The 20,225-nt window shown below is 68.8% G+C and carries 20 protein-coding genes; 9 read left to right on the forward strand and 11 right to left on the reverse strand.

The window, feature by feature from the left end; genetic code table 11:
• Positions 1-127: 127 nt before the first annotated feature.
• Positions 128-1,777 (reverse strand): thiamine pyrophosphate-binding protein, encoded by a 1,650-nt coding sequence (locus OHA88_RS08490; RefSeq protein WP_328624934.1) that lies wholly within the window; start codon positions 1,775-1,777, stop codon positions 128-130.
• A gap of 228 nt (positions 1,778-2,005) precedes the next feature.
• Between OHA88_RS08490 and OHA88_RS08495 the strand changes: the two genes are divergently transcribed.
• Positions 2,006-2,134, forward strand: coding sequence for a hypothetical protein (locus OHA88_RS08495; protein ID WP_328624935.1), 129 nt, complete (start codon positions 2,006-2,008; stop codon positions 2,132-2,134).
• A gap of 144 nt (positions 2,135-2,278) precedes the next feature.
• Here OHA88_RS08495 and OHA88_RS08500 read toward each other — a convergent pair whose 3' ends face one another.
• From OHA88_RS08500 to OHA88_RS08515, 4 genes are all read right to left on the reverse strand, one after another.
• On the reverse strand, positions 2,279-2,623 hold the full coding sequence (locus OHA88_RS08500; RefSeq protein ID WP_328624936.1) for a nitrile hydratase accessory protein: 345 nt from the start codon (positions 2,621-2,623) through the stop codon (positions 2,279-2,281).
• Complete coding sequence (nthA, locus tag OHA88_RS08505; RefSeq protein WP_328624937.1) at positions 2,620-3,216, reverse strand: nitrile hydratase subunit alpha; 597 nt, start codon at positions 3,214-3,216, stop codon at positions 2,620-2,622. Before nthA ends, OHA88_RS08500 begins: the two co-directional genes overlap by 4 nt.
• The gene (gene nthB / locus OHA88_RS08510) at positions 3,213-3,878 is read right to left on the reverse strand and encodes a nitrile hydratase subunit beta (protein ID WP_328624938.1); all 666 of its coding nucleotides are present in this window, start codon (positions 3,876-3,878) and stop codon (positions 3,213-3,215) included. Before nthB ends, nthA begins: the two co-directional genes overlap by 4 nt.
• A 363-nt stretch (positions 3,879-4,241) precedes the next feature.
• On the reverse strand, positions 4,242-6,416 hold the full coding sequence (locus OHA88_RS08515; protein WP_328624939.1) for a SpoIIE family protein phosphatase: 2,175 nt from the start codon (positions 6,414-6,416) through the stop codon (positions 4,242-4,244).
• Between the two features lie 403 nt (positions 6,417-6,819).
• Between OHA88_RS08515 and OHA88_RS08520 the strand changes: the two genes are divergently transcribed.
• Positions 6,820-7,230: an ester cyclase gene (locus OHA88_RS08520; RefSeq protein ID WP_267008601.1), complete on the forward strand. Its 411-nt coding sequence runs from the start codon at positions 6,820-6,822 to the stop codon at positions 7,228-7,230.
• A 150-nt stretch (positions 7,231-7,380) separates the two neighbouring features.
• Positions 7,381-7,545, forward strand: coding sequence for a hypothetical protein (locus tag OHA88_RS44560; protein WP_443044195.1), 165 nt, complete (start codon positions 7,381-7,383; stop codon positions 7,543-7,545).
• 333 nt (positions 7,546-7,878) lie between these two features.
• Here the strand turns inward: OHA88_RS44560 and OHA88_RS08530 are convergent, their stop codons facing one another.
• Positions 7,879-8,202 (reverse strand): hypothetical protein, encoded by a 324-nt coding sequence (locus tag OHA88_RS08530; RefSeq protein ID WP_328624940.1) that lies wholly within the window; start codon positions 8,200-8,202, stop codon positions 7,879-7,881.
• A 14-nt stretch (positions 8,203-8,216) separates the two neighbouring features.
• Here OHA88_RS08530 and OHA88_RS08535 point away from each other — a divergent pair, with 14 nt between their 5' ends.
• The 3 genes from OHA88_RS08535 (at position 8,217) to OHA88_RS08545 (ending at position 9,972) form a co-directional block, all read left to right on the forward strand.
• Positions 8,217-8,486 (forward strand): LmrA/YxaF family transcription factor, encoded by a 270-nt coding sequence (locus tag OHA88_RS08535; RefSeq protein ID WP_328624941.1) that lies wholly within the window; start codon positions 8,217-8,219, stop codon positions 8,484-8,486.
• A 41-nt stretch (positions 8,487-8,527) separates the two neighbouring features.
• Positions 8,528-9,199: an enoyl-CoA hydratase-related protein gene (locus tag OHA88_RS08540; RefSeq protein ID WP_328624942.1), complete on the forward strand. Its 672-nt coding sequence runs from the start codon at positions 8,528-8,530 to the stop codon at positions 9,197-9,199.
• Between the two features lie 290 nt (positions 9,200-9,489).
• On the forward strand, positions 9,490-9,972 hold the full coding sequence (locus OHA88_RS08545; protein WP_328624943.1) for a GreA/GreB family elongation factor: 483 nt from the start codon (positions 9,490-9,492) through the stop codon (positions 9,970-9,972).
• A gap of 133 nt (positions 9,973-10,105) precedes the next feature.
• On the opposite strand, the gene OHA88_RS08550 is transcribed toward OHA88_RS08545, so the two are convergent.
• The gene (locus OHA88_RS08550; protein ID WP_328624944.1) at positions 10,106-10,741 is read right to left on the reverse strand and encodes a DUF1345 domain-containing protein; all 636 of its coding nucleotides are present in this window, start codon (positions 10,739-10,741) and stop codon (positions 10,106-10,108) included.
• A gap of 349 nt (positions 10,742-11,090) precedes the next feature.
• On the opposite strand from OHA88_RS08550, the gene OHA88_RS08555 reads away from it, so the two are divergent.
• Positions 11,091-13,424, forward strand: coding sequence for an FdhF/YdeP family oxidoreductase (locus tag OHA88_RS08555; RefSeq protein ID WP_328624945.1), 2,334 nt, complete (start codon positions 11,091-11,093; stop codon positions 13,422-13,424).
• A 34-nt stretch (positions 13,425-13,458) separates the two neighbouring features.
• On the opposite strand, the gene OHA88_RS08560 is transcribed toward OHA88_RS08555, so the two are convergent.
• The 3 genes from OHA88_RS08560 to OHA88_RS08570 form a co-directional block, all read right to left on the reverse strand.
• Entirely contained in the window at positions 13,459-15,240 is a 1,782-nt protein-coding gene (locus tag OHA88_RS08560) for an FUSC family protein (RefSeq protein WP_328624946.1), read from the reverse strand.
• A 233-nt stretch (positions 15,241-15,473) separates the two neighbouring features.
• Positions 15,474-16,565 (reverse strand): CU044_5270 family protein, encoded by a 1,092-nt coding sequence (locus OHA88_RS08565; protein WP_328624947.1) that lies wholly within the window; start codon positions 16,563-16,565, stop codon positions 15,474-15,476.
• A gap of 2 nt (positions 16,566-16,567) precedes the next feature.
• Positions 16,568-17,191 (reverse strand): RNA polymerase sigma factor, encoded by a 624-nt coding sequence (locus OHA88_RS08570; protein WP_328624948.1) that lies wholly within the window; start codon positions 17,189-17,191, stop codon positions 16,568-16,570.
• Positions 17,192-17,498: 307 nt separating this feature from the next.
• Here OHA88_RS08570 and OHA88_RS08575 point away from each other — a divergent pair, with 307 nt between their 5' ends.
• Positions 17,499-18,131 (forward strand): Imm21 family immunity protein, encoded by a 633-nt coding sequence (locus tag OHA88_RS08575; protein WP_328624949.1) that lies wholly within the window; start codon positions 17,499-17,501, stop codon positions 18,129-18,131.
• Between the two features lie 83 nt (positions 18,132-18,214).
• On the opposite strand, the gene OHA88_RS08580 is transcribed toward OHA88_RS08575, so the two are convergent.
• Positions 18,215-19,204: a D-cysteine desulfhydrase family protein gene (locus OHA88_RS08580; protein ID WP_328624950.1), complete on the reverse strand. Its 990-nt coding sequence runs from the start codon at positions 19,202-19,204 to the stop codon at positions 18,215-18,217.
• Positions 19,205-19,614: 410 nt separating this feature from the next.
• On the opposite strand from OHA88_RS08580, the gene OHA88_RS08585 reads away from it, so the two are divergent.
• The gene (locus OHA88_RS08585) at positions 19,615-20,052 is read left to right on the forward strand and encodes a helix-turn-helix transcriptional regulator (RefSeq protein ID WP_328624951.1); all 438 of its coding nucleotides are present in this window, start codon (positions 19,615-19,617) and stop codon (positions 20,050-20,052) included.
• Positions 20,053-20,225: the final 173 nt, after the last annotated feature.

Raw genomic sequence — 20,225 nt, forward strand, 5'->3', positions numbered from 1 at the left:
CAGCCGAACGGCCGGTCCAGGCGCCGTTCACACGTCGCGGACAGGATGGGGCGCACACGGCTCCCCGGTATTCACCACTGTCCGGCTTCACCACGGCGCTTGCATCATGGTGTCCACCGGGCGGCCCTCAGCTGAGGTGCTTGGCGATCTCCCAGCTTGCCGCCAGTTCCACCTCTCCGTTGATCCGAACGTCGACCAGGACCGGGCCGTTCTCGACGGCCAGTGCTCTGTCGATCTCGCCGAGGTCGTCGGGCTTGCGTACGGTGAAGCCCTTGGCACCGAAGCTTGCCGCCAGTTTCGCGAAGTCCGGCTCCGGCATGTCGGCGTAGGACGCATTCAGCTTCTTGTGGACCAGATCGTGCTTCTCCTGGCCCACCGCGTTGTCGTTGAAGACAATCACCGTGAGCGGCAGTCTGTGGCGGACAGCCGTATGGAAATCGGCGACGTTCATCATGAACGAGGCGTCCCCGGTCGTGTGCGTGACGCGCTGTCCCGGGCGTGCGAAGCATGCTCCGATCGCGAGGGCCAAGCCCTGGCCGATGGCGCCGAAGTCCCAGCCGACTGCCCAGTTTTCCGCGCGCGGCACGGTGAGGATCTTCACGCAGACCATGGCCGCGTGACCGCCGTCGAGCACCAGGATGCGGTCGTCCTTCGGCAGTGCGTCCTCGAGGTGCCGTACCGCCCTGCGCGGATCCGTCGTGTCTCCGTCGCTGTACTGAAGGGTCATCGGCTTCCGGCCGTCCTGGAGCTTCTGTACGAGCCCGGGGTCGGGCCGGCGTGCGTCCACCGTTTCGGCGAGCCGGTCCGCCAGGGCCGCCACGGCTGTTCCGGCGTCGGCCGTCATACCGACGGCCACACGGGCGAACCAGCCGAAAGCGTCCGGCCGGTCGTCGATCTGGATGATCTTCTTCCCGTTCGCCAGGATTTTGCCGAAGTCGGTTGTCCATTCGTTCAGGCTGGCGCCGACGACCACCATCACATCACTCTCGGCGAGTGTTTCCACCGTCAGGTGGGAACCCAGCCCGCCGCTGACTCCCAGATACAGCGGATAGTCCGCGCAGAATCCGGCGGCGAGAATGGATACTCCGACCGGTGCGCCAAGACGCTCGGCCAGTCTGCGCACCTCGGACTCCGCTCCGGAGTTCTTCGCCCCGAGTCCGCAGAGAATCGTCGGGCGCCGGGCTGACGCGAGCAGCTTGACCGCTTCCTGGACATCATGTGTACGCGGCGGCTGGAGGGTGTTGGGCGCGTACATCGGCCGGTAGACCCAGCCGGGATCCGGAATCTCCGTCTGCTGGATGTCTTGGGGAAGATTGAGAATGAAGGGCCCTTTCCGCACCTTGATCTGACGGAATGCCTCCCCGAGGCAGTAGTCCACGTTGTGCACCGATTCCAGTCGGACGGTGGCCTCGGTGGTGAGTCTGGCGAGTGCCTGCTGGTCCACCATTCCCTGCGGGTTGTACGGGTCACGGAGGGAGGCGTGTCCGGCGATCAGCATCAGGGGTGTGCGGTGGAGCCGTGCGGCCACCAGTGAGGTCGTGGCATTGGTGTAGCCGGGGCCTTGGGTGACCGACGCGAGGCCGGGCTTGCCGCTGAACCGGGCGTAGCCGTCGGCCATACCGACAGCGCTGGATTCATGGTGGGCGTGGATGAATGTCGCGCCGTGCCGTTCGCCCAGGTCCACGATCAGGTCCTGGTTCGCGTCCCCCATTACGGCGAACAAGTGGTCGAGCCCTTCGGCGGCGATCGCGTCCGCGACGGCTTGGAATGCCTTCATCGGAGTTTCCCTTCGGGTTCGCTGGTCTTGAACCAACAGGCGCCGACGCTTTCGACGGAATACGGCGTTGCCGTCCTCCGCAGGCGCTTCATGGTGCGGCCGAATGGGTTCCCCGGCCATCGCAGGAGAGCCAGAGCGTAATGCACCCTCACGCCCTGGATCTCGACGACAGGGCGTGGTGAGGGCCGCGATCCCGACGCGGGTACCGATTCGGCGTAACTCCGGTGAATGACGGCCTCTCACGGCACGCGACCTCTCCTGGTGCGGGCTTTCGTCGCGCCGGACCTCGAACTGGGGGCGCACCCGGTGCTGATGTCCGCGCTGGGGATGTCGGGGTCGATCGGCGCCGGGCGCTGAATGCAGGGCCGCCGCCGCCGGCCCGAACCGCGTTCGGCCGGGGTGACACCCGCAGCAGCTTCGAGAGCCGAGGCGCCTTGATGAAGCGGCCGGCATGGTGGGTGCCGGCGACCGGCCACGGGCCCGCCTCATGGTGGTTGCGAGTCAGTGCTGGTGGTCGTGGTCGTAGCCGGGGGGGCGCTGGGCCAGTGTCCGGGCGCGGGTGGTCACCTCGTCGGCCGCCACGGCGCCGCCCCCGGCGAGCACGTCTTCCAGTGCGCCCAGCCAGTGCTGGTAGTAGTCCCAGTGCGCGTCCTCGGCGGGTGCCGCTTCCCAGCGCGCGATCCGGGCGATCAGCGCCGCCTGGAACTGTGGCCAGGTGAACACGCCTGCCTCGTACAGGGTGACGGCCATGCCGAAGGCGCGGCTCTCCCACGGCTCGGCGAACACCAGCTCGCCATTGGCGCGCGGTGGCGCAGCCGGTCCCTCGATGTCCAGCGGAGCGGTCACGGCGCCTCGATCCTGGCGACGCCGACCATCGCCTCACGGGTGATCAGCGGCACGAGCTGTTCCTCGGACAGGCCCTCGGTGCCGGCCGGCCGCTCGGGCAGTACCAGCCAGCGCACCTCGCTGCTGGAGTCGTGCACGGTGATCTGCACGTCGTCGGCGAGTTCGAGCCCCATCTCGGAAAGAACTTTGCGCGGCTCCTTGACCACCCGCGCACGGTACGCCGGGTCCTTGTACCAGCTCGGCGGCAGGCCGAGCAGCTGCCACGGGTAGCACGAGCACAGCGTGCAGACCACCACGTTGTGGCTGGTCGCGGTGTTCTCGACGACAACGACGTGCTCGGTCTGCACCCCGATGAAGCCCAACTCTTTGATGGCGGCGGTGCCGTCGTCGAGCAGCCATCGCCGATAATCGGGGTCGGTCCATGCCTTGGCGACCACCTTGGCTCCGTTGAGGGGGCCCACGTTGGTCTCATAGTTGGTGATGATCGCGTCCAGCGTGTTCGGGTCGACCAGGCCCCGCTCGGTCAGCAGCTGCTCGAGAGCCTCGGTACGCAGTGGTGCGGGAATGCGTTCAGCGGATTCGCCGGTGGTCATGCGGTCCTCTCCAGATAGCTCTCGAACATCTCGATGGTGAGTGCGAACGGTTCGGCGTCGGTACCCCACAGTTCACGCGAGTCGAATCGCACCGAGTACACGTACTGCGGGTTCTCGCCCTGGAAGTGCGCGTTCGTGTCGGGCAGGACAGAGGCCGGCTGGATGAGCGCCACCACTCCGGTGTGTCCGCGCACATAGCCCGGCAGCCTGGTGTGTCCGGTCGGCGACATGTTCTTGGCACGCACCCTCTCGCCCACCGCGAACGCCGGCGCCACGTCCACGGTGCGCAGCGAGCCCTCGGCGGTCGGCGCGTAGCCGGGCTTGGCGGGTTCGGGGATCGGCGGTTCCTCGATCTGCTCGCCGCGCAGGTTGCGGGCGCGCGCATGGATCGCGCTCGGGGCCAGGACGGCGCTCTCGGTGAGCATGAGTTCGGCGGTGTTGAGCCAGCGGCCGAAGTAGCCGTCGGCCAGGTAGGCAGTTCGGTCCAAGCGCTCCATCGCATGCCGGAACGCGTCCACGTTCAGGCCCGCCAGCTGGATCGAGAGCACTGCCAACGCGAGCGCTCGGCCCTGCCAAGGCTCCGGGAAGACCGGCTCGTCGGCGCGCGGCGGATGAGTGGGACCCCAGCCCTCGGTTCCCCCCATGTCGGCGATCCCGTCCATGGCACCACCTCTCGTAGATCTGCGGCGACAGGGACACCCTCGGCACGATCAGCGGTTGTTCAGGTCATTACGCGGACTGGCGGTTCGTCGTGCAGCCGTCGGAGCTCGCCCGCCGGCCCGGCCCTCATGGCATGGAGCCTCTGCCGGTCCGACTCGGTCGGGCGATACCACTGCACATCATGCGATATGTCACCACTCTAAGACATTTGAGGATCCTCGGCCTGTATCGCGGAACCGGAACTGTGGACACGATCCGCGCCGCACCACCTCGTACCGGCGCCCCTGCTCCACAGGCCACCGAATTGGACCTCCGCAGCGGCAATTCCCGTCCCGGCAACCTCACTGTCACCGGCATCAACCTGGTCAAGCGACGTGCTGTGACGACAACGTGGTGGCGCCGAGAACCCGGGTGCGGGCGACCAGCAGCGCGATGTCGTCCTCCGGCTTCGATGTCGTCGCCATCTCCGTGATCACCTGGGAGCAGAGGTCGTCCAGCTCCGATGGTGCTCGGCCCAACGCGGCGGCCAGCCGGTCGAGTCCGGCGTCGATGTCGGTGTTCCGCGTCTCGATGAGCCCGTCCGTGAACAGGACGATCAGGCTGCCCTCCGGCAGCTCCACCTCCACCGACTCGAACGAGCCGAGGCCGATACCGATCAGCGTGCCTGGTGGGGTGTCGGGCGTGGTGACCTGGCCGTCCGGGGAGACCAGCAGCGGTGGCGGGTGTCCGGCACGGGCGAAGGAGCACACGCGGGTGGCCGGGTCGTACACGGCGTAGACGCAGGTGGCCCCTACGATCGGCGGGGCGGGGTCGCCGGCCCGGGCGGCCTCCTCCGTCAGGTGGGTGGCCACCTCGTCGAGGTGGGCGAGCAGCTCGGCCGGCGGCTGGTCCAAGGCGGCCAGCGTGAGCACCGCCGTACGCAGACGGCCCATGGTGGCGGCCGCATTGATGCCGTGCCCGATGACATCCCCGACGACCAGGGCGATCCGCCCGCCCGGCAGGTGGATGGCGTCGAGCCAGTCTCCTCCGACGCCCTCGTGGCGGTCCGACGGCAGGTAACGCCAGCCCAGTTCCACCGCGTTGCCGCCGGACAACGCGCCGGGCAGCAGGCTCTGCTGGAGCGCGAGGGCGGCGGCCCGCTCGCGGGTGTACCGACGGGCGTTGTCCAGACTCAGTGCCGCGTGGACGGCGAGTTCCTCGGCCAGGAGCAGGTCGTCCCGCGAATACGGAGCGACGTTCTCGGTGCGGACGAACACAGCGATGCCGAGGATGGTGCCGCGCGCCATGAGGGGGACCATCATGACGGAGTGCATGCCGGTCTCGCGGATGATCCGGGCACGTTTGGGATCCCCGGCGAGCCAGCTGCCGGACGCGGTGTTCATCACGGGCTCCAGATGCGACTCGCGGTGGTGGAGCACGTACAGGAAGGGAGAGCCCGGAGGCACGAACACCGGCTCGCCCCGGGCAAAGGCGGACTCCGGCGCACCTTCGTGGATGGAGGCGAGTCCCCCCCGGCGGAACACGGGGATGCCGGAGTCCCCGGGCCTCATCCGCGCCAGCGGCTCGCCGCCGAGGGGCACCGACTCGGCCAGGTCGACCGTGGCGTAGTCGGCGAACGACGGGACGGCCAGGTCCGTGAGCTCCTGGGCGGTCGTCATCACATCCAGAGTCGTGCCGACGCACCTCGTGGCCCTGCTCAACAGCGCCATGCGCTCGCGCGTCCACCTCTGGGTGATGTCCGTCGAGATCGTGCACAGCCCGAGCGGTGTACCGTCCGCGCGCTCGAGGCGGATGAGAGTGGTCGAGAAGACGACTTCCCGGTCGGCTCCCCGGCCCCCGCCCGGGGAGACCCAGCGCGCCTCGTGGCCGGAGACCGGCTCACCGGACGCCAGAACCCCCCGCATCACCGGCTCGACCGCGGCGAGGTCGAAGCCCCGCAGCGCCCGCGTCAAGTGTCCCGGGCGACCGTCCGGGGGCAGGCCCGCCGTCCGTCTGGTCGCCTGGTTCAGCCAGACGCAACGCAGCCGTGTGTCCCAGACGGCAACCAGGAGCGGCGAGTGGTCGAGCAGCGCCCGTACGACGGGCTCGCCCGCCTTCCGCCGCGCGTCGCCGTCCGGCATGTCCGTCGCCGCCAGGAGCCAGCATCTCTCACCGTCGGCGCCGGTCAGTGCACTGATCTCCAGCTGCACCCGCAGAATGCGGCCATCGCGATGCCGGACGTCCACCACCGCACGGGGCCTGTGCTCGTGTTCGCCCGTCCGCTCCCTCCGCGCGGGGTCATGCGCCCCGGGCGGCAGACAGGATCCGCCTTCGCCCTCTTCCGCACCTTCCTGCCGGCTTGCCAGAAGGCGCGCCGCAGGCCGCCCGACGACGTCCTCGGCCCGGTGGCCGAGAAGCTGTCGCGCCCCGTCGGCCCACGCCAGGACCGTACCGTCGCCGTCGATCACCGCTACCGCGGGAGCCGGCAGACCGCCGATGCCGTGCGAGGGGGCATCCCGCTCCTGCTCGGCACCGGGTGCGACGTCGGCTGGGCGCGTCATGGCCCCTGACCTTCCATGGCCTGTTCACTGTCGGGGACGATGCGACCGCTCAGCGGGCTTTCCAGCCTCGACCCACGGCCAGGACGTCACCGGTGATGAAGGCCGCTTGGTCACCGGCCGACCAGTCCACGAGCGACGCCGGTTCCTGGGGTACTGCGATCCCGTCCGAGCAGGTGGGCTGTACGTAACTCCGCCTGGAGCCCATCCTACGCGGGGAAGCCCACACGCGACATCGCGGTGTCGACCACGTCGTCCTGGGCTGCCCGAGAACTGAGGGACACCCGCTGAACAGGCGAAAGGACCGGGGACTCATTACGTTGAAGGAGGGGCCGACGCACTCGCCGCCGACCCGAGCGCGCTTGCACGGTGCCCGGACCTCCCCGTACACGGTCGAAGGAGAGCCATGTCCCGCGACGAAAACCTTGCTGCCCAGAACACCATCGCCGAGGCCGTGAACAGCGGAAAACTGGAGGATCTCGTCAAGGTCGTCGCAACCGACTCGGTCGACCACGATCCGGCTCCCGGCCAGGTTCCGGGCCCGGCCGGATTTCAGGCAATGTTCGCCGAGATCAGGGCGGCCTTCCCTGACCTGCACGTCGATGTCGAGCATCTCGTCACCACGGACGACGAGTTGGCATTCGCCTACACCATCAGCGGAACACACCTTGGTGAACTGATGGGACACAGTCCGACCGGGAAGAAGGTGTCCTACCGGGGTATGCAGATAAGCAGGTTCGCCGACGGAAAGCTCGTGGAGCGGTGGGGCAGCAGCGACGAACTCGGCATGCTGCGCCAACTCGATCTCATCCCGTGACGGTTCGGCGCCCACTCATCGGACACGGACGATGGGCCGCGTCTCGGCCTCGGGGTGAACCGAAGGGGAGCCTGGGCAAGCACTGAGTGGACGCGTATCGAGCCGACACCGGGTGAACCGTCCCGCGCCACCGTCGCCCACTGCCGACGCATGATCGAAGGTGTCCTCGAGCGCGGCCTGTGCCCCACGATGACGCTGCACCACCTCGCCGCCCGCTCTCTGGCGGGCCAGGTCGTACAGGTGCGTTTTGTTCCAGGTCAGACCGCGATCGTCATCATGCCGGTGCGCCCGACAACCGTGCGGGTCTGCGGGTGAGGGGTTGGGCAGGGCCGGGACATCTGCGACGAGCCTCTGCCCTTGCCGACGGCCTCCATGGCCGGTGGCACATGGGCCTGTCCGGGCCGTCCATCTCTCCTCGCATGCACCTCCCTTCCGCAGTGTGTCGGCCAGTACCGTCGCTCGATGCCGCGTGCTGCTGCCGGTCGAACCTTGTTGCCTCGGTCGGACTCGCGTCGATTCCCATCTTCGGGAGTCCCCCTGGATGGCGGAGTCACTGGGGATCAACGCCTTCCTTCACGGAGAGACCTGCGGGCCCTTGCATGTTCTATGTCACGCAACATAAGTTACCGACAGGTAGCAAGATTCGGGTCAGCGCTCGTCACTGAACAGGAAGGCGAACGGCGTGATCGTTTGCTCAGCCGCTGCAGACGTGGCCGGCCACTTCGCGGCTGCTGGGGTGGTGGGCGCGCGAGCCCGCGCAGGAGCGACAGCCGTGAGCGGATGGTTCTCACCGACGGGCGGGCGCAGTTGATCGACGAGGCGGTGGTACTCGCCGGCGACTTCGTCGCCGGACCGATCGAGACCGCGACGCCGGCCGACGAAGCCGTGGAGGCAATCGACGCGTTCTTCGTGCTGTGGCGCGACCGACTCGTCGACAGCGTTCCGGGCCGGCCGCCCCATCGTGGCGGTCACAGTCGAGACCAACGATGGCGCCCCCCCATCCGGCCCGTTCCGCGGCCGCGGTCTTCGCCCGCCGGCAAGAGGCGCCGGCCGCATTGCCTCTCCGGCAGGGCCTGCCCGAGGAGCGGAGCAAGCGGCCGGCCGCTTTCATCATCGCGGCGCTCGAAGGCGCGGTGATCACGTGCCGGGTCGAGCAGAGCACCGCCCCGATGGAGGCGACCGCCGCCGAGATCCATGACCTGCCGGCCCACGCATTGCACAGCCGCCCCGATCCGGATCAGGCACCACGGCCATGACCCGTCTCCACCCCGACCCCATCCAGCTTGAAGGAGCGACCATGCCCACTCTCGACCGCCAGGACAACGTCTTCGTCCTCGACCTCGGAGACGGTGAGAACCGTTTCCACCCCGACTGGATCGCCTCCGCCAATGCCGCGCTGGACGAGGTGGAGAAGGCGGAGGGGCCGCGCGCCTTGGTGACCGCTGCGACGGGCAAGTTCTACTCCAACGGTCTGGACCTGGACTGGTTGTTCGCCAACTCCGATCAGCACCTGGACTACGTCATCTCGGTCCACGAGCTCTTCGCACGCCTGCTGTCCCTGCCGGTGATCAGCGTGGCCGCACTCCAGGGGCACACCTTCGCAGCTGGTGCGATGTTCTCCCTGGCTCACGACTTCCGCGTGATGCGCGCCGACCGAGGCTACTGGTGCCTGCCCGAGGCCGAGATCAACATTCCCTTCACCCCGGGCATGTCCGCCCTGATCCAGGCCCGGCTGGCCCCGCAGACCGCGCATGAGGCCATGGTGACCGCCCGTCGCTTCGGCGGCCACGACGCCGCGGCCGCCGGCATCGTCGACCGCGCGGTGGACGAGGACGCCGTCCGCTCCGCCGCCATCGAGATCGCCCAGGCGCAGGCGAGCAAGGCCGGCGACACCCTCGGCACCATCAAGGCCCGCATGTACGCCCCCGCCCTCGCCGCTCTGCACGAGAAGGGCAACCCGCTCGGCTGACACCGCAGCAGGCGACCGAGGATGCCGGACACCCGGGCAAGGGTGTCCGGCCCGAAGCACCGCACCGCCGAAGCCGGGCGCGCCGCACACTGCGCGCCCGCGGCACCCGCTGCTCCGCCCTCGCCCTCGCCCAGGAGAAGCTGGTCAGAGGCCTCCCGGAAGCGTCAGACGAGAGCCCGACCCTATGACCCTGGCCCGTCACCACAGTGTGGCGATTTGCCTGATAGCGTAAAAATGTCGGAGTTGAACCTGCGACACTCAACCGTGCCGCCTGCACGACGGGAACAGGAATGACCGGTGGACCCGAACCCATCAGCGATGCCGCCCGCGAGGCGCTCGAGCGAGAGCTCGCCGACCTGCGTGCCGAACGCGAAACAGTCGCCGCCACCTTGCGAGGCGGTGAACGGGTGGGCGACAGGGCCGACGAAGCCGACGAGTTGCAACGCGGCACGGAACTGGACCGCCTGGGCACCCGAATCGCCGAGATCAACGGGCGGCTTCGCGAGGCGGCCGTTGCGGGGCCTCCCCGCACCGACAAGGTCGGCGTGGGCAGCACCGTGACGGTACGGTTCGCGGACGCCGACGCCACGGAGACAACCGTACAGATCGGCGAGGTCGCCGAGGCACTGGACCGGACCTTGGTCACCGCCGACAGCCCGCTCGGCCGCGCGCTGCTCGGCCGTCGCGTCGGCGACACCGTCAATTACGAGACACCCGAGGGGCGGTCGACCGCGGTCGTGTTGTCCCTCGGCGACGAGGACAACGGGTCATAGAGGAACGTGCAGCGCCGACCGGTGCAGCCCGTGCGGGAAGAAGAGGCTCGGCCCCGGGCATACCGTCCTGATGGCGCGGGCCCTCGCACTGCCGATCACGAAGTCGCCCACACCGTACGCGACCGCTCTCGCATCAGCCCGTGACGATTCCGGCGACGAGGTTGATGGTGGTGGCCAGGATGCTGGCGCCGAAGACGTAGGACAGCAGGCAGTGTCGGAGGGCGACCGCGCGGATCGTGGAACTGGAGACGTCGGTGTCGGAGACCTGATACGTCATTCCGAGGTTGTAGCTGAAATAGAGGAAGTCGCTGTAGTGCGGCGGGTCCTCGGAATTGAAGTCGATCCCGCCTTCGGGAGTCAGGTAATAAAGGTACGCGTACCGGGTGGCGTACATCAGGTGGAGTGCCGCCCAGGCCATGAACACGCCACAGAGTGCCGTCGCGGCCGCGGCGTGGCTCAGGTCCGACTTGCCGACCAGAAGCAGCATCACGATGCCGACCAGCCCGCACAAGGCGGACGCGACGACGACGAGTTCCTCGGTGACGGGCCGGAACTCCTCGCTCCGGAGGTTGCGATGGGTGGTGGCGGCGTCCATGGGCCACAGGACGATCCACCCTGCGACGACGAAGCTCGTCTCCGCCGCGGCGATACCGGCGAGAATTCCCAGCGGCGTGTTGGTCAGTACACCGACGACCGAGCCGATCAACGCTCCGACGACCGCCGCACCGGCGAGTCGAGGAACGGCGGAAAGCGCCAAGCAGCGGTTCATGGGCCTCAACAATGACTACCTCGGCAGCTCGGTGAAGGGTTTCAGGCTTCGAGTACGACCACGGCCTCGTCCGTATACGTCAGCGTCTCGGGGAAGCACAACTCGATGCGCTCGCGTCGTACCCCGTGCAACCGATTGCCACGTCCTGGCCGAGGGGCAGCTCGAGGTCGCCGCCACGGGTGAACAGGACGATGCCACCGTTGAGGACCGGCGTCCAGATCGGGGAGCCGTCCAGCACCGGCCCTGATGAGCCGCGATCGGGTGACCACGGTCGGAGGAACGTCGAGTGGCGTGCGTTGATCAGCGGACATAGCCTGCCCGAAAGTGCCGTTTTGTCACCCATGCCCAAATGGTGGAAGGGCCGAGAGTCTTGAGTACCAATAGTGATGAGCAGGAACGCCTGGAGCCCAACGTGGGACCCACCCCCGAGGGGAATCCGGAGTTTCGTCCTTACCACCACCCCGCTGCGGGCTGGGGCGCAGCCAAGAGCGTGAGCCGTTTCCTGGTACGCGAGGGCGCGCTGGTGGACGGCCCACGGGCGATCATGCGGATGAACCATGAGAACACCGGGTTCGACTGCCCCGGATGCGCGTGGCCGGACGACACCAAGGGGCTGCACCTGGACATCTGCGAGAACGGAATCAAGCACGTCACCTGGGAGATGACCAGCAAGCGGGTCGGACGCGAGTTCTTCGCCGCCCACTCGGTGACCGAGCTGTCCGGGTGGAGCGACTACGACCTCGAGAACCAGGGCCGGTTGACCGAACCGATGGTCTACGACCCCGATTCGGACCACTACGTCCCGATCAGCTGGAAGGACGCGTTCGAGGTGGTCGGCCGTGCTCTGCGCGAGCTGGACAACCCGAATCAGGCATCGTTCTACACCTCCGGCCGGCTCGGCAACGAGGCCACCTTCCTTTACCAGTTGATGGCCCGTGAACTGGGCACGAACAACCTGCCGGACTGCTCCAACATGTGTCACGAGGCCAGCGGTCGTGCACTCTATGCGTCCCTGGGCACTGGCAAGGGGACCGTCGACCTCCAGGACTGGGAGACCGCCGACGCGCTGTTCATCCTGGGAGTCAACGCCGCATCCAACGCGCCCCGAATGCTCACGGCCCTCGCCGAGGCCTACCACCGCGGCGCGCAGATCGTGCACATCAATCCGCTCGTCGAGGCGGCGGCCACACGCACCATCGTCCCGCACGACTTCACGGACATGGCCCTCTTCAAGACGACCCGCACCAGCACGCTGAACCTGCAGCCCCGCATCGGCGGCGACATGGCCCTGCTGCGCGGCATGGCCAAGGCGATCCTGGAGCAGTCCGAATCCGACCCCAAGGCTCTGGACCGGGAGTTCATCGACCGCCACACCGCCGGCTTCGAGGAATACCGCGCGCTGTGCGAGGCCACCTCGTGGGAGGAGATCGAGAGCCAGTCCGGGCTGAGCCGCGCCGACGTCCTCAAGGCGGCGCACGTGTACGGCGAGGCCGACCGAAGCATCGTCAGCTGGTGCCTGGGCATCAGCCAGCACGAGCACGGCGTCGACACCGTCCGGGAGATCGTCAATCTGCTTCTGCTCCGCGGCAATCTGGGACGGGAAGGCGCGGGCCCCTCCCCCGTACGAGGGCACAGCAACGTCCAGGGCAACCGCACCTGCGGCATCGACCACCGCCCCGACGACGAGTTCCTGGACCGCCTCGCCGAGGTCTGCGACATCGAGCCGCCCCGTGAGCACGGTCTGGACACCGTCCACACGGTCAAGGCGATGCAGAGCGGCGATGTGAAGGTGTTCGTCGGCATGGGCGGCAACTTCGCCCTCGCGGCGCCCGACACCCCGTACACCTACGCGGCGCTGCGCAACTGCGACCTCACCGTCCAGGTGAGCACCAAGCTGAACCGCAGCCATGTCGTCCACGGCCGCCAGGCCCTCATCCTGCCGTGTCTCGGCCGTACCGAGAAGGACCATCAGCGCAAGGGCATCCAGAGCACGTCCGTCGAGGACTCGATGAGCATGGTCCACCTCTCGATCGGGATGAAGCGCCCCGCCTCCTCGCACCTGCTGTCCGAGCCGGCCATCATCGCCGGTATGGCCCGGGCCGCCCTGCCCGACAGCACGACGCCCTGGGACTGGTACATCGAGGACTACGACCGCATCCGGGACACCATGTCTCAAGTCCTCGACGGCTTCGAGGACTTCAACCGCCGCGTGCGCCTGCCCCTCGGCTTCCGCATCAAGCAGCCCGCCCGTGAACTGGTCTTCCTCACCCCGTCCGGACGCGCCGAGTTCTCCACCGCCGTCCTGCCCGACGTCGTCCCCGCCCCCGGCACCCTGGCCCTGGGCACCATGCGGTCCCACGACCAGTGGAACACCACCATCTACTCCGACAACGACCGCTACCGCGGCATCAAGAACCTGCGCACGCTCGTCTTCATGAACCGAGGCGACATGCGCGAGCGCGGTATCGCCGACCTCGGCCGGGTCGACATCACGAGCACCGCGAAGGACGGCAGTCAGCGGTCCCTCAGCGGCTACCTCGCCATCCCCTACAACATCCCCCGCGGCTGCGCGGCCGGCTACATGCCCGAGATGAACGTGCTGTGCGCGCTCAGCGACTACAGCACCCAGAGTGACCAGCCGATCATGAAGCACGTCAAGGTCACCATCGGCCCCGCCGCCTGAGCGGGGAGCGCGCAGGGCGGAGCTCCACGTGGCATCACCGCCACCGGACGAGGCGCTCCAGAAGGAGGTAGGCACGCTGCTCCGCGGCGGCGAATTCGGTGGGATCGATCTCCGCCGGCCAGAGCTCGCCCGCCGCGGCGTCGTCGGCCTCACGCAACTCCACCACGGCTGCTGCCAGGTGCGTCTGAACGATCGGGAACGACCGCTCCAAGCGGTCGTCCAACGTATGCTCCGCACGCTCGGACGCCTCCATGCATGCGGCCAACGCGCGCTCTGCCCGGACCGCGGCATGGTCATGGACCACCAAGAGCGCACAGCCCAGCCCGATGACGATCCCGAGGACGCTGCTCAGCGCCCGGTCCTGGACGAGGGCTCCGGCAGGTGAGGGAGAGGCCAGGTCGCTCAGCAGTAGCGCCAGCGGCGTGAGGAAGACGACGCCGAGACCGTAGTTGCGGGCCACGACGTACTCCAGCATGAACTCCAGAAGAACGATCACGAGGACGAGCACCACGGGATCGGGGCGCGCCGCCAGCACGCCGAGAGCGAGCATCAGTCCGGCAACTGTGCCCAAGGTGCGCTGGACGGCGCGCTGTGCCGCCGTACGGACGTTGATCGAGTGCAGCACCGCGGCGGCGGAGATCGCCGCCCAGTAGCCGTGGCCGAGGCCCAGAAGAAGGGCCGTCCCTCCCGCCAGCCCGGTGCCGAGGACCATCCGCAGGGCGGGAATGAGCAGGATCGACGCGTGACCCGGGGCGCCGTGGCGCTGCCCCGTCACCAGTTCCGCAGCGCGCAGTTCGGCGGCGCGCGGGGTGGTGGGATCGGCCGGGACCGGCTCGGGGCCGGTCACGGGGACCATGCCGGCCTGGGCGACCACGGACGGGCGCGACAGCTCGGGCAGCAATTGCGGAACGCGGTGGCGACGGCTGACGAGCAGGCGAACCTGACCGCGCAGGTGCTGCGCCAGGCCGGTCGGGTCATCGGGTGGCCGTCGGGCGGAACCGATCAGCAGCGACCAGGAGAGGTCGGTCAGACGCACGCACGTTCCGCCCCGGCCGCCCCACTCGGCGGCTGTCGGAGGCATGACGCCAAGTGTCTGATAGGCCTGCAGAACAGCAGCTGTCGCCCGGTGCCGGACGAGCCCGCTTCCGTCCCCTGCGCCGGTCGCCTCCAACAGCTCCGCGAGCTCGCGCAGCGCCGCGGCCACGGCGAGACGCTGCGGACGATCCGGGTGCACGAACCAGCCCGACACAGCCAGCACCCAGGCCACGGCCGAACCCAATGCGGCCAGCGCGGTCTGGGGAAGGATGTCGGCCGGGGCCGGCGAACCGTTGGCCGCTACGGCGAACGAGAAGAGCAGCAACACCGCGCCCAGCCCGCTCAGACGTGCCGCGTCACAGGCGAACTTCGCCGCGCCGGCCACCACGGCCATGGCCGCGACCACCACTGCGGCACCTGCTCCCCCGTCCCGGGGATGGGCCCACGCCGCGAGAGCCGAACCGCAGCCCACGCACGCCGTCATGGCTGCCGCGACCAGTGCGAGGACACGGGCACGACGCGCGTAAGGCAGGTTGCGGCCGAACGTGGTGGTGAAGGAGCCCAGCATGGCGTAGACAGCCTGATCGGCCCGACCGGCCAGTGCCATCGGCAGCGCCGGCAACGCCATGGCCAGCGCGGCACGCAGAGCGAAGGAAAGGGCACCGTCCACGCTCTGCAGGGCGAGCGCGCCACGCGGGGAGAGCGCGCGCCCCACACGGGCTGCCGAAGGCCGCCGACCGCTCCTGATCACAGCAGGGAGCAGAAGACGGAAACGGCGCATATGCGGTATATATCACCTGCTTCTGCCGCCGGGCGCGTCATCGATCACCGAACCCACCGGTGCGCCAGGGTTCCGTACCGGTGGCACGTTGGCGCTCAGCATGCGCCGACCCACTCCTCGTCACCGTCCGAGAAGATCTGGCGCGGTCCCGGGCGGGGTCGAGCGATCGGTCGGCGCCGCGGGTGTGCCTGCCTCGAGCTGTGAGGCAGGCACACCCCTCGTCGGGCGCGGTGCTACGCGGCGGAGGAGGGAACCTGCTTCATCTCGTCGACGGCCTGTCGCGCGGTGATGGCCGAGGTGTAGAGGATGGTGCCGGGCTTGATCTTGCCGGAGTCGCCGCCGTGGGGACGGACCTGGATGGTGCGCTCGCCCAGGTAGGTGTAGCTCTTGGCGTCGAAGATCCACTCGGTGCGGGCGCCGGAGGTTTCGTCGAGCCGTGCAACGGCCACGCCGTGGCGGCCGGCCGCGTCCACGGCGTCCTTGACCAGGACCACGCCGGGGATCTTGGTCGCGGTCTTGAACAGGGCGACGTTGAGGTCGGCGGGGGGCATGGACTCGTTGAGGAGGTCCCCGATAGTCGTGAAGGCCTGCTGGTCGGGACTGTTGCCCTGTCCCTTGGTCTCCTTGTAGATCTTCGCCAGGAGCGTGTCGGGGTCGGTGGTCAGGGTGGCGAGATAGTCGTAGGACGGGCCGCCCAGCCGCGCGGGTTCGATCTCGCCCTTCTCGTTGATGTGGTCGATGGTCCCGCCGCCGGGCGGGAAGACGGCCGGGTCGATGAGCCAGCCCTTCGCACCGTCGGTCGAGCGCCAGGCCTGCCGGCGGTGGATCCCGTCGCTGACCACCGTGGTCTTGTCGTCGACCGTCTTCTCGTAGGTGGTGCCGACCTGGCTCTCGATGTAGATGTACTGCCCCGCACGCACGGTGGGCGCAGGCTTCTTCGCCGCGGCCAGCGAGATCTGGTTGAGCAGCTGTGGGACACCCTGGGCGGTTCCCGCACCGACCTGCGCAGTGAGCGCCGGCCCCGCGACGAGGGACCTGTTGCCACTGCTGGAGCCGGTGAGGGTGAGCACACCGGCAGCGATCACCGCCAGCGAGCAGGCGGCGGCCGGGATGACGATCAGGGGCCGCATGAACCCGCGTCGTCGCGCGGGCGCCGTAGGAGCGGGTGCGGTGGCCGGGGCGGCCGACTGGGTGTCCTGGTCGATGAAGTTCATCAGTTCTTCCCTGTGGAAGGCGTGGCGGCCCGCGGGAAAGTCGGCTTCGTCGAGGGAGACCAGACGCGCGGTCTCCTGCCATTCATCAGGCGTAAGACGGGACTGGCTCATGTTCACCGGGTTCCTTCCTGGACGGGCCGGGCCGCGATGTTGCGGTCTCCTCTTACCTGTCGATCCACAGGCTGGGGTTCCCGGAAATCTGCCTGCATTTCCGTATCCGCGAGTTTGCGCAGCTTGGTCCGGGCCCGTGAGAGACGGGAGCGGACCGTTCCCACAGGCACACCCAGGACCTGGGCAGTGGTGGCGTAGTCCAGGCCCTGCCACAGGCACAGGCTGAGCACTTCGCGCTCGGCGCGCCGCAACCCGGCCAGAGCGGTGGCGGTGGCGGCCAGGCGCCGGCGGTCGTCGATCCGGCCGGCGACCTCGTCGGCGTGATCGGCCACAGCGGTCTCGGCTCGGGCGGCGGCGAGAGCGGCCGCCTTGAAGCGACGGTTGCTGCGCGACTGGGCACGGACCAGGTTGGTGGCGATGCCCAGGAGCCAGGGGCGCAGGGTGCCGCCGTCGGCGTCGACCCGCTGATGGCCCCGCCACGCCTCCATAAACGTCGCGGACACCACGTCCTCGGCCGCTGCCCAGTCCGCGGTCAGCCGAAAGGCGTGGTTGTAGAGGATTCGCGCGTACTCGTCGAAGAGTTCCGCGAAGGCCTGCGGATCCCCTGCGCGAATACGGGCTCGCATAGTTGTCGTCACATCAGTCAGCTGTCGATTTCGAGCACGGGGTTCCCGAGACGTGAGTCACAGTCGCACGACCAGGTGACTGGCAGGCCAATGTCCTGAACCCGGGTCGGTGTCGAGCTTACCTACCCTCTACCTCACCGGTTGGCCGCTGATCAGCGAAAACGCGCGGCTCATATATCGGCGAAGCCCCGTCCCAGGCGTTCTGCACCGATGCCGTCGAAGCCGGGCCGGTCCGTGGCTCGATGGCACCGAAGCTGCTCCACGCACCCCGATTCGCACGGTCAGAGGCTGGAGGCACACTGCCACCATGACCATCTCCTCACCTCACATGCCGGGTCCGGCCAGTCGCCCACTCGCCTGGGTCGGGTCGGTGGGCGGCCCGCTGGTGGTCGTACCCGTTTCTGCACTGGCCCGGTGGGGCGGCTGCACGGCCGGCGGGATGGTCAACAGTGACGCGGGCACCCCTGACGACTACGACCGTGCCTGCGCGGTCGAGGATCTGGCGGGTGTGATTGTGATGGGCGAGGACTGCGCGCAGGCACTGGTTCTGGCAGATGAGCCGGCTCGAAGTTGCTATCTCCCGGAGCACCGGGCCTTCCTTCGCCGGCTGGCCGCCGACTCCGAGTCCGACCTGCTGGCCGCGGCCGAGGCCGTCCTCGTCGATCCCGGCACGGCATGGGAGGGGTGCGGCACCTGGAGGACGGACGGTCAGGCGGTGCTGATGGACTCCGCCGATGCCGGAGCCGACCTGGGTGTCGAGTACCCCGACGAGGGCGGGCTGCCGGAACAGGCCCCCGTTCCGGTACCGGCCGGCTTCTGGAACGTCCGCGCCGCCCACATCTCCGGAGACGAAGACACCTGGGTCGGACTGGTCCAACTGCTTCCGGCACCTGCCGAGAATCCCGGTGGCGGGAACGCGGAGAAGTGGAGCGCTGGCTGATCGCAGCTGACGGGCGAGTCGGCGAAGCGGTTCGGGAACGAGACGATTCGGGTCACCCCGGACGGCGAGGAGTGACCTGTCGTCTATGGACTTGAGAAGGTCAGTGCCTCCTCCAGTTTCGCGAGCGTCGCGGCGTGACCGAAGAGTCCCGGCATACCGCCCGAGTGCAGGAAGATCGTGCGTTGGCCGGGCACCACGTCTCCTTCCTCGATCGCCGCGATCAGGCCGGCCATCGCACGTCCCGTGTAGATCGGGTCGAGCACGATGCCTTCGGTGCGGGCGGTCAGGGTCAGGGCGGCCATGGCCGCTTCGGTCAATGTGCTGTAGCCGTCGCCGACCTGATCGAGCCGCAGGCTCAGCGTCTCCGGCGCGCAGTGTGTGCCGGTCAGGCCGGAGGCGAGTTCGGACACGGTCCGGGCAGGATCGGTTACGGCACCGCAATGGACGCCGAGCACGCGTGCGGACCCGAGCGGATCGAGGAGGCCGGCCATGGTTCCACCGGAGCCGACCGCGACGACGACGGTCGCCAGGTCTGGGGCCTGGGCGAGGAGTTCACGCCCGCACTCGGCGTAACCGCGAGCGCCCAGGACGCTGGAACCACCGAAGGGGATCAGCGCCGGGACGACGCCCCGCTGCCGCAGCTGCTCTGCCACATGCTCAGCAGTGGAGTCGAGCGCCGCGTCGTCGACATCACCGGCCCACACGACCGTGGCGCCGAAGAGACCGTCGAGTGCGAGGTTGCCGGACGTCGACGATCCCGGTTCGCCGGCTAGGACGAGGACGACGTCGAGCCCCAGCCGGGCGCCGGCAGCGGCGGTCAGACGCGCGTGGTTGCTCTGTGGCGCACCCGTGGTTACGAGAGCCGTGGCGCCATCGGCGAGCGCTGCACCGCAGGTCCACTCGAGTTTGCGCACCTTGTTGCCGCCGCCGCCCAGGCCGGTGAGGTCGTCACGTTTGACCCACAGATCGTCCGCGCCGAGGCCGATTGCCCGGGCGAGGCGTGGCATGGGCTCGAGCGGGGTTGGCCAGGTCCCGAACACTGCTCGGTGCGAGGTAGGGCTGTCCGAGGTCATCGCCACCGCTTTCCGTCTGAGCTGCCGTGCGGGTGTCCGCGGATCATGCTCCCACGGCGGAAACCGCGCCGAGGTCGGACGTGTTCGACATCGCAGAACGTGGCTACAGCTCACGCACGCAGTGATCACGGCAGCGCGGCCACCAGGCCATATGTGAGACGACCGCACTTGTGCGCCGAGTCGCCGGAGTCGAGAGCGAGCCGGCCGCAGGGCGAACGAGCCTCCGTCGAACATTCAGAACCCGGAGCGGGGGAGCCGACGATCCGGCGGATCTTCGAGGATCGGCCCGGGGCGTCCGGTGCAGCGACGTGGGCGATCCGCCGGACGGGCCTGCACCCGCGCCGGGTGACGTAGCCCCTGTCCCAGCGCGACGGCGCCGCACCGCATGGCGGCCGTGCGATGCTGGTCCGGTGACGCTACCGGACCTGGTTCGGCTCCGCCGGACCCGCGACATGATGGACCGCGACTACGCGGAGCCGCTCGATGTCCCCGCGCTGGCACGCGCAGCCCACATGTCGCCCGGCCATTTCTCCCGCAGCTTCCGCGCCGCGTTCGGGGAGACGCCGTACAGCTACCTGATGACCCGCAGGATCGAGCGGGCCAAGGCCCTGCTGCGGCGCGGCGACCTGTCGGTGACGGAGGTCTGCTTCGCGGTCGGGTGCACGTCGCTGGGGTCGTTCAGCTCGCGGTTCACCGAGCTGGTGGGCGAGAGCCCGAGCGCGTACCGGGCACGCCGGCACGAACAGGGCGCGGCCGTCCCGGCCTGCATCGCCAAGATCTTCACCCGACCGATCAGGAACGCAGAACCGATCGGGGACGGAGAAGCGAGGCACACGGCCCGCCCGTAACGTGATGTTGATGACCGCTGCGCCATCACGGGCTTGAATGAATGGGGTGCAGTCGGGCCGCCGGCCTGCGGTGATATCGATCGGCAGAGGGCGGCACGATCTCACGCCATGACACACTCGTCCGCTCCCGGCGCAAGACGCCGTTGATCACTTGCCGTGATCACGCCACCGGC

The sequence above is a fragment of the Streptomyces sp. NBC_00353 genome, from assembly GCF_036108815.1.
In the GTDB taxonomy this organism is placed as follows: Bacteria; Actinomycetota; Actinomycetes; order Streptomycetales; family Streptomycetaceae; genus Streptomyces.

Bases quoted from the DNA above. Each gene is read 5' to 3' on its own strand.
- OHA88_RS08490 (WP_328624934.1), bottom strand. From the start codon at position 1,777: ATGAAGGCATTCCAAGCCGTCGCGGACGCGATCGCCGCCGAAGGGCTC.
- OHA88_RS08495 (WP_328624935.1), top strand. From the start codon at position 2,006: ATGACGGCCTCTCACGGCACGCGACCTCTCCTGGTGCGGGCTTTCGTC.
- nthA (WP_328624937.1), bottom strand. From the start codon at position 3,216: ATGACCACCGGCGAATCCGCTGAACGCATTCCCGCACCACTGCGTACC.
- nthB (WP_328624938.1), bottom strand. From the start codon at position 3,878: ATGGACGGGATCGCCGACATGGGGGGAACCGAGGGCTGGGGTCCCACT.
- OHA88_RS08515 (WP_328624939.1), bottom strand. From the start codon at position 6,416: ATGACGCGCCCAGCCGACGTCGCACCCGGTGCCGAGCAGGAGCGGGAT.
- OHA88_RS08520 (WP_267008601.1), top strand. From the start codon at position 6,820: ATGTCCCGCGACGAAAACCTTGCTGCCCAGAACACCATCGCCGAGGCC.
- OHA88_RS44560 (WP_443044195.1), top strand. From the start codon at position 7,381: ATGATCGAAGGTGTCCTCGAGCGCGGCCTGTGCCCCACGATGACGCTG.
- OHA88_RS08535 (WP_328624941.1), top strand. From the start codon at position 8,217: ATGGCGCCCCCCCATCCGGCCCGTTCCGCGGCCGCGGTCTTCGCCCGC.
- OHA88_RS08540 (WP_328624942.1), top strand. From the start codon at position 8,528: ATGCCCACTCTCGACCGCCAGGACAACGTCTTCGTCCTCGACCTCGGA.
- OHA88_RS08545 (WP_328624943.1), top strand. From the start codon at position 9,490: ATGACCGGTGGACCCGAACCCATCAGCGATGCCGCCCGCGAGGCGCTC.
- OHA88_RS08550 (WP_328624944.1), bottom strand. From the start codon at position 10,741: ATGAACCGCTGCTTGGCGCTTTCCGCCGTTCCTCGACTCGCCGGTGCG.
- OHA88_RS08555 (WP_328624945.1), top strand. From the start codon at position 11,091: ATGGTGGAAGGGCCGAGAGTCTTGAGTACCAATAGTGATGAGCAGGAA.
- OHA88_RS08560 (WP_328624946.1), bottom strand. From the start codon at position 15,240: ATGCGCCGTTTCCGTCTTCTGCTCCCTGCTGTGATCAGGAGCGGTCGG.
- OHA88_RS08565 (WP_328624947.1), bottom strand. From the start codon at position 16,565: ATGAGCCAGTCCCGTCTTACGCCTGATGAATGGCAGGAGACCGCGCGT.
- OHA88_RS08570 (WP_328624948.1), bottom strand. From the start codon at position 17,191: ATGCGAGCCCGTATTCGCGCAGGGGATCCGCAGGCCTTCGCGGAACTC.
- OHA88_RS08575 (WP_328624949.1), top strand. From the start codon at position 17,499: ATGACCATCTCCTCACCTCACATGCCGGGTCCGGCCAGTCGCCCACTC.
- OHA88_RS08580 (WP_328624950.1), bottom strand. From the start codon at position 19,204: ATGACCTCGGACAGCCCTACCTCGCACCGAGCAGTGTTCGGGACCTGG.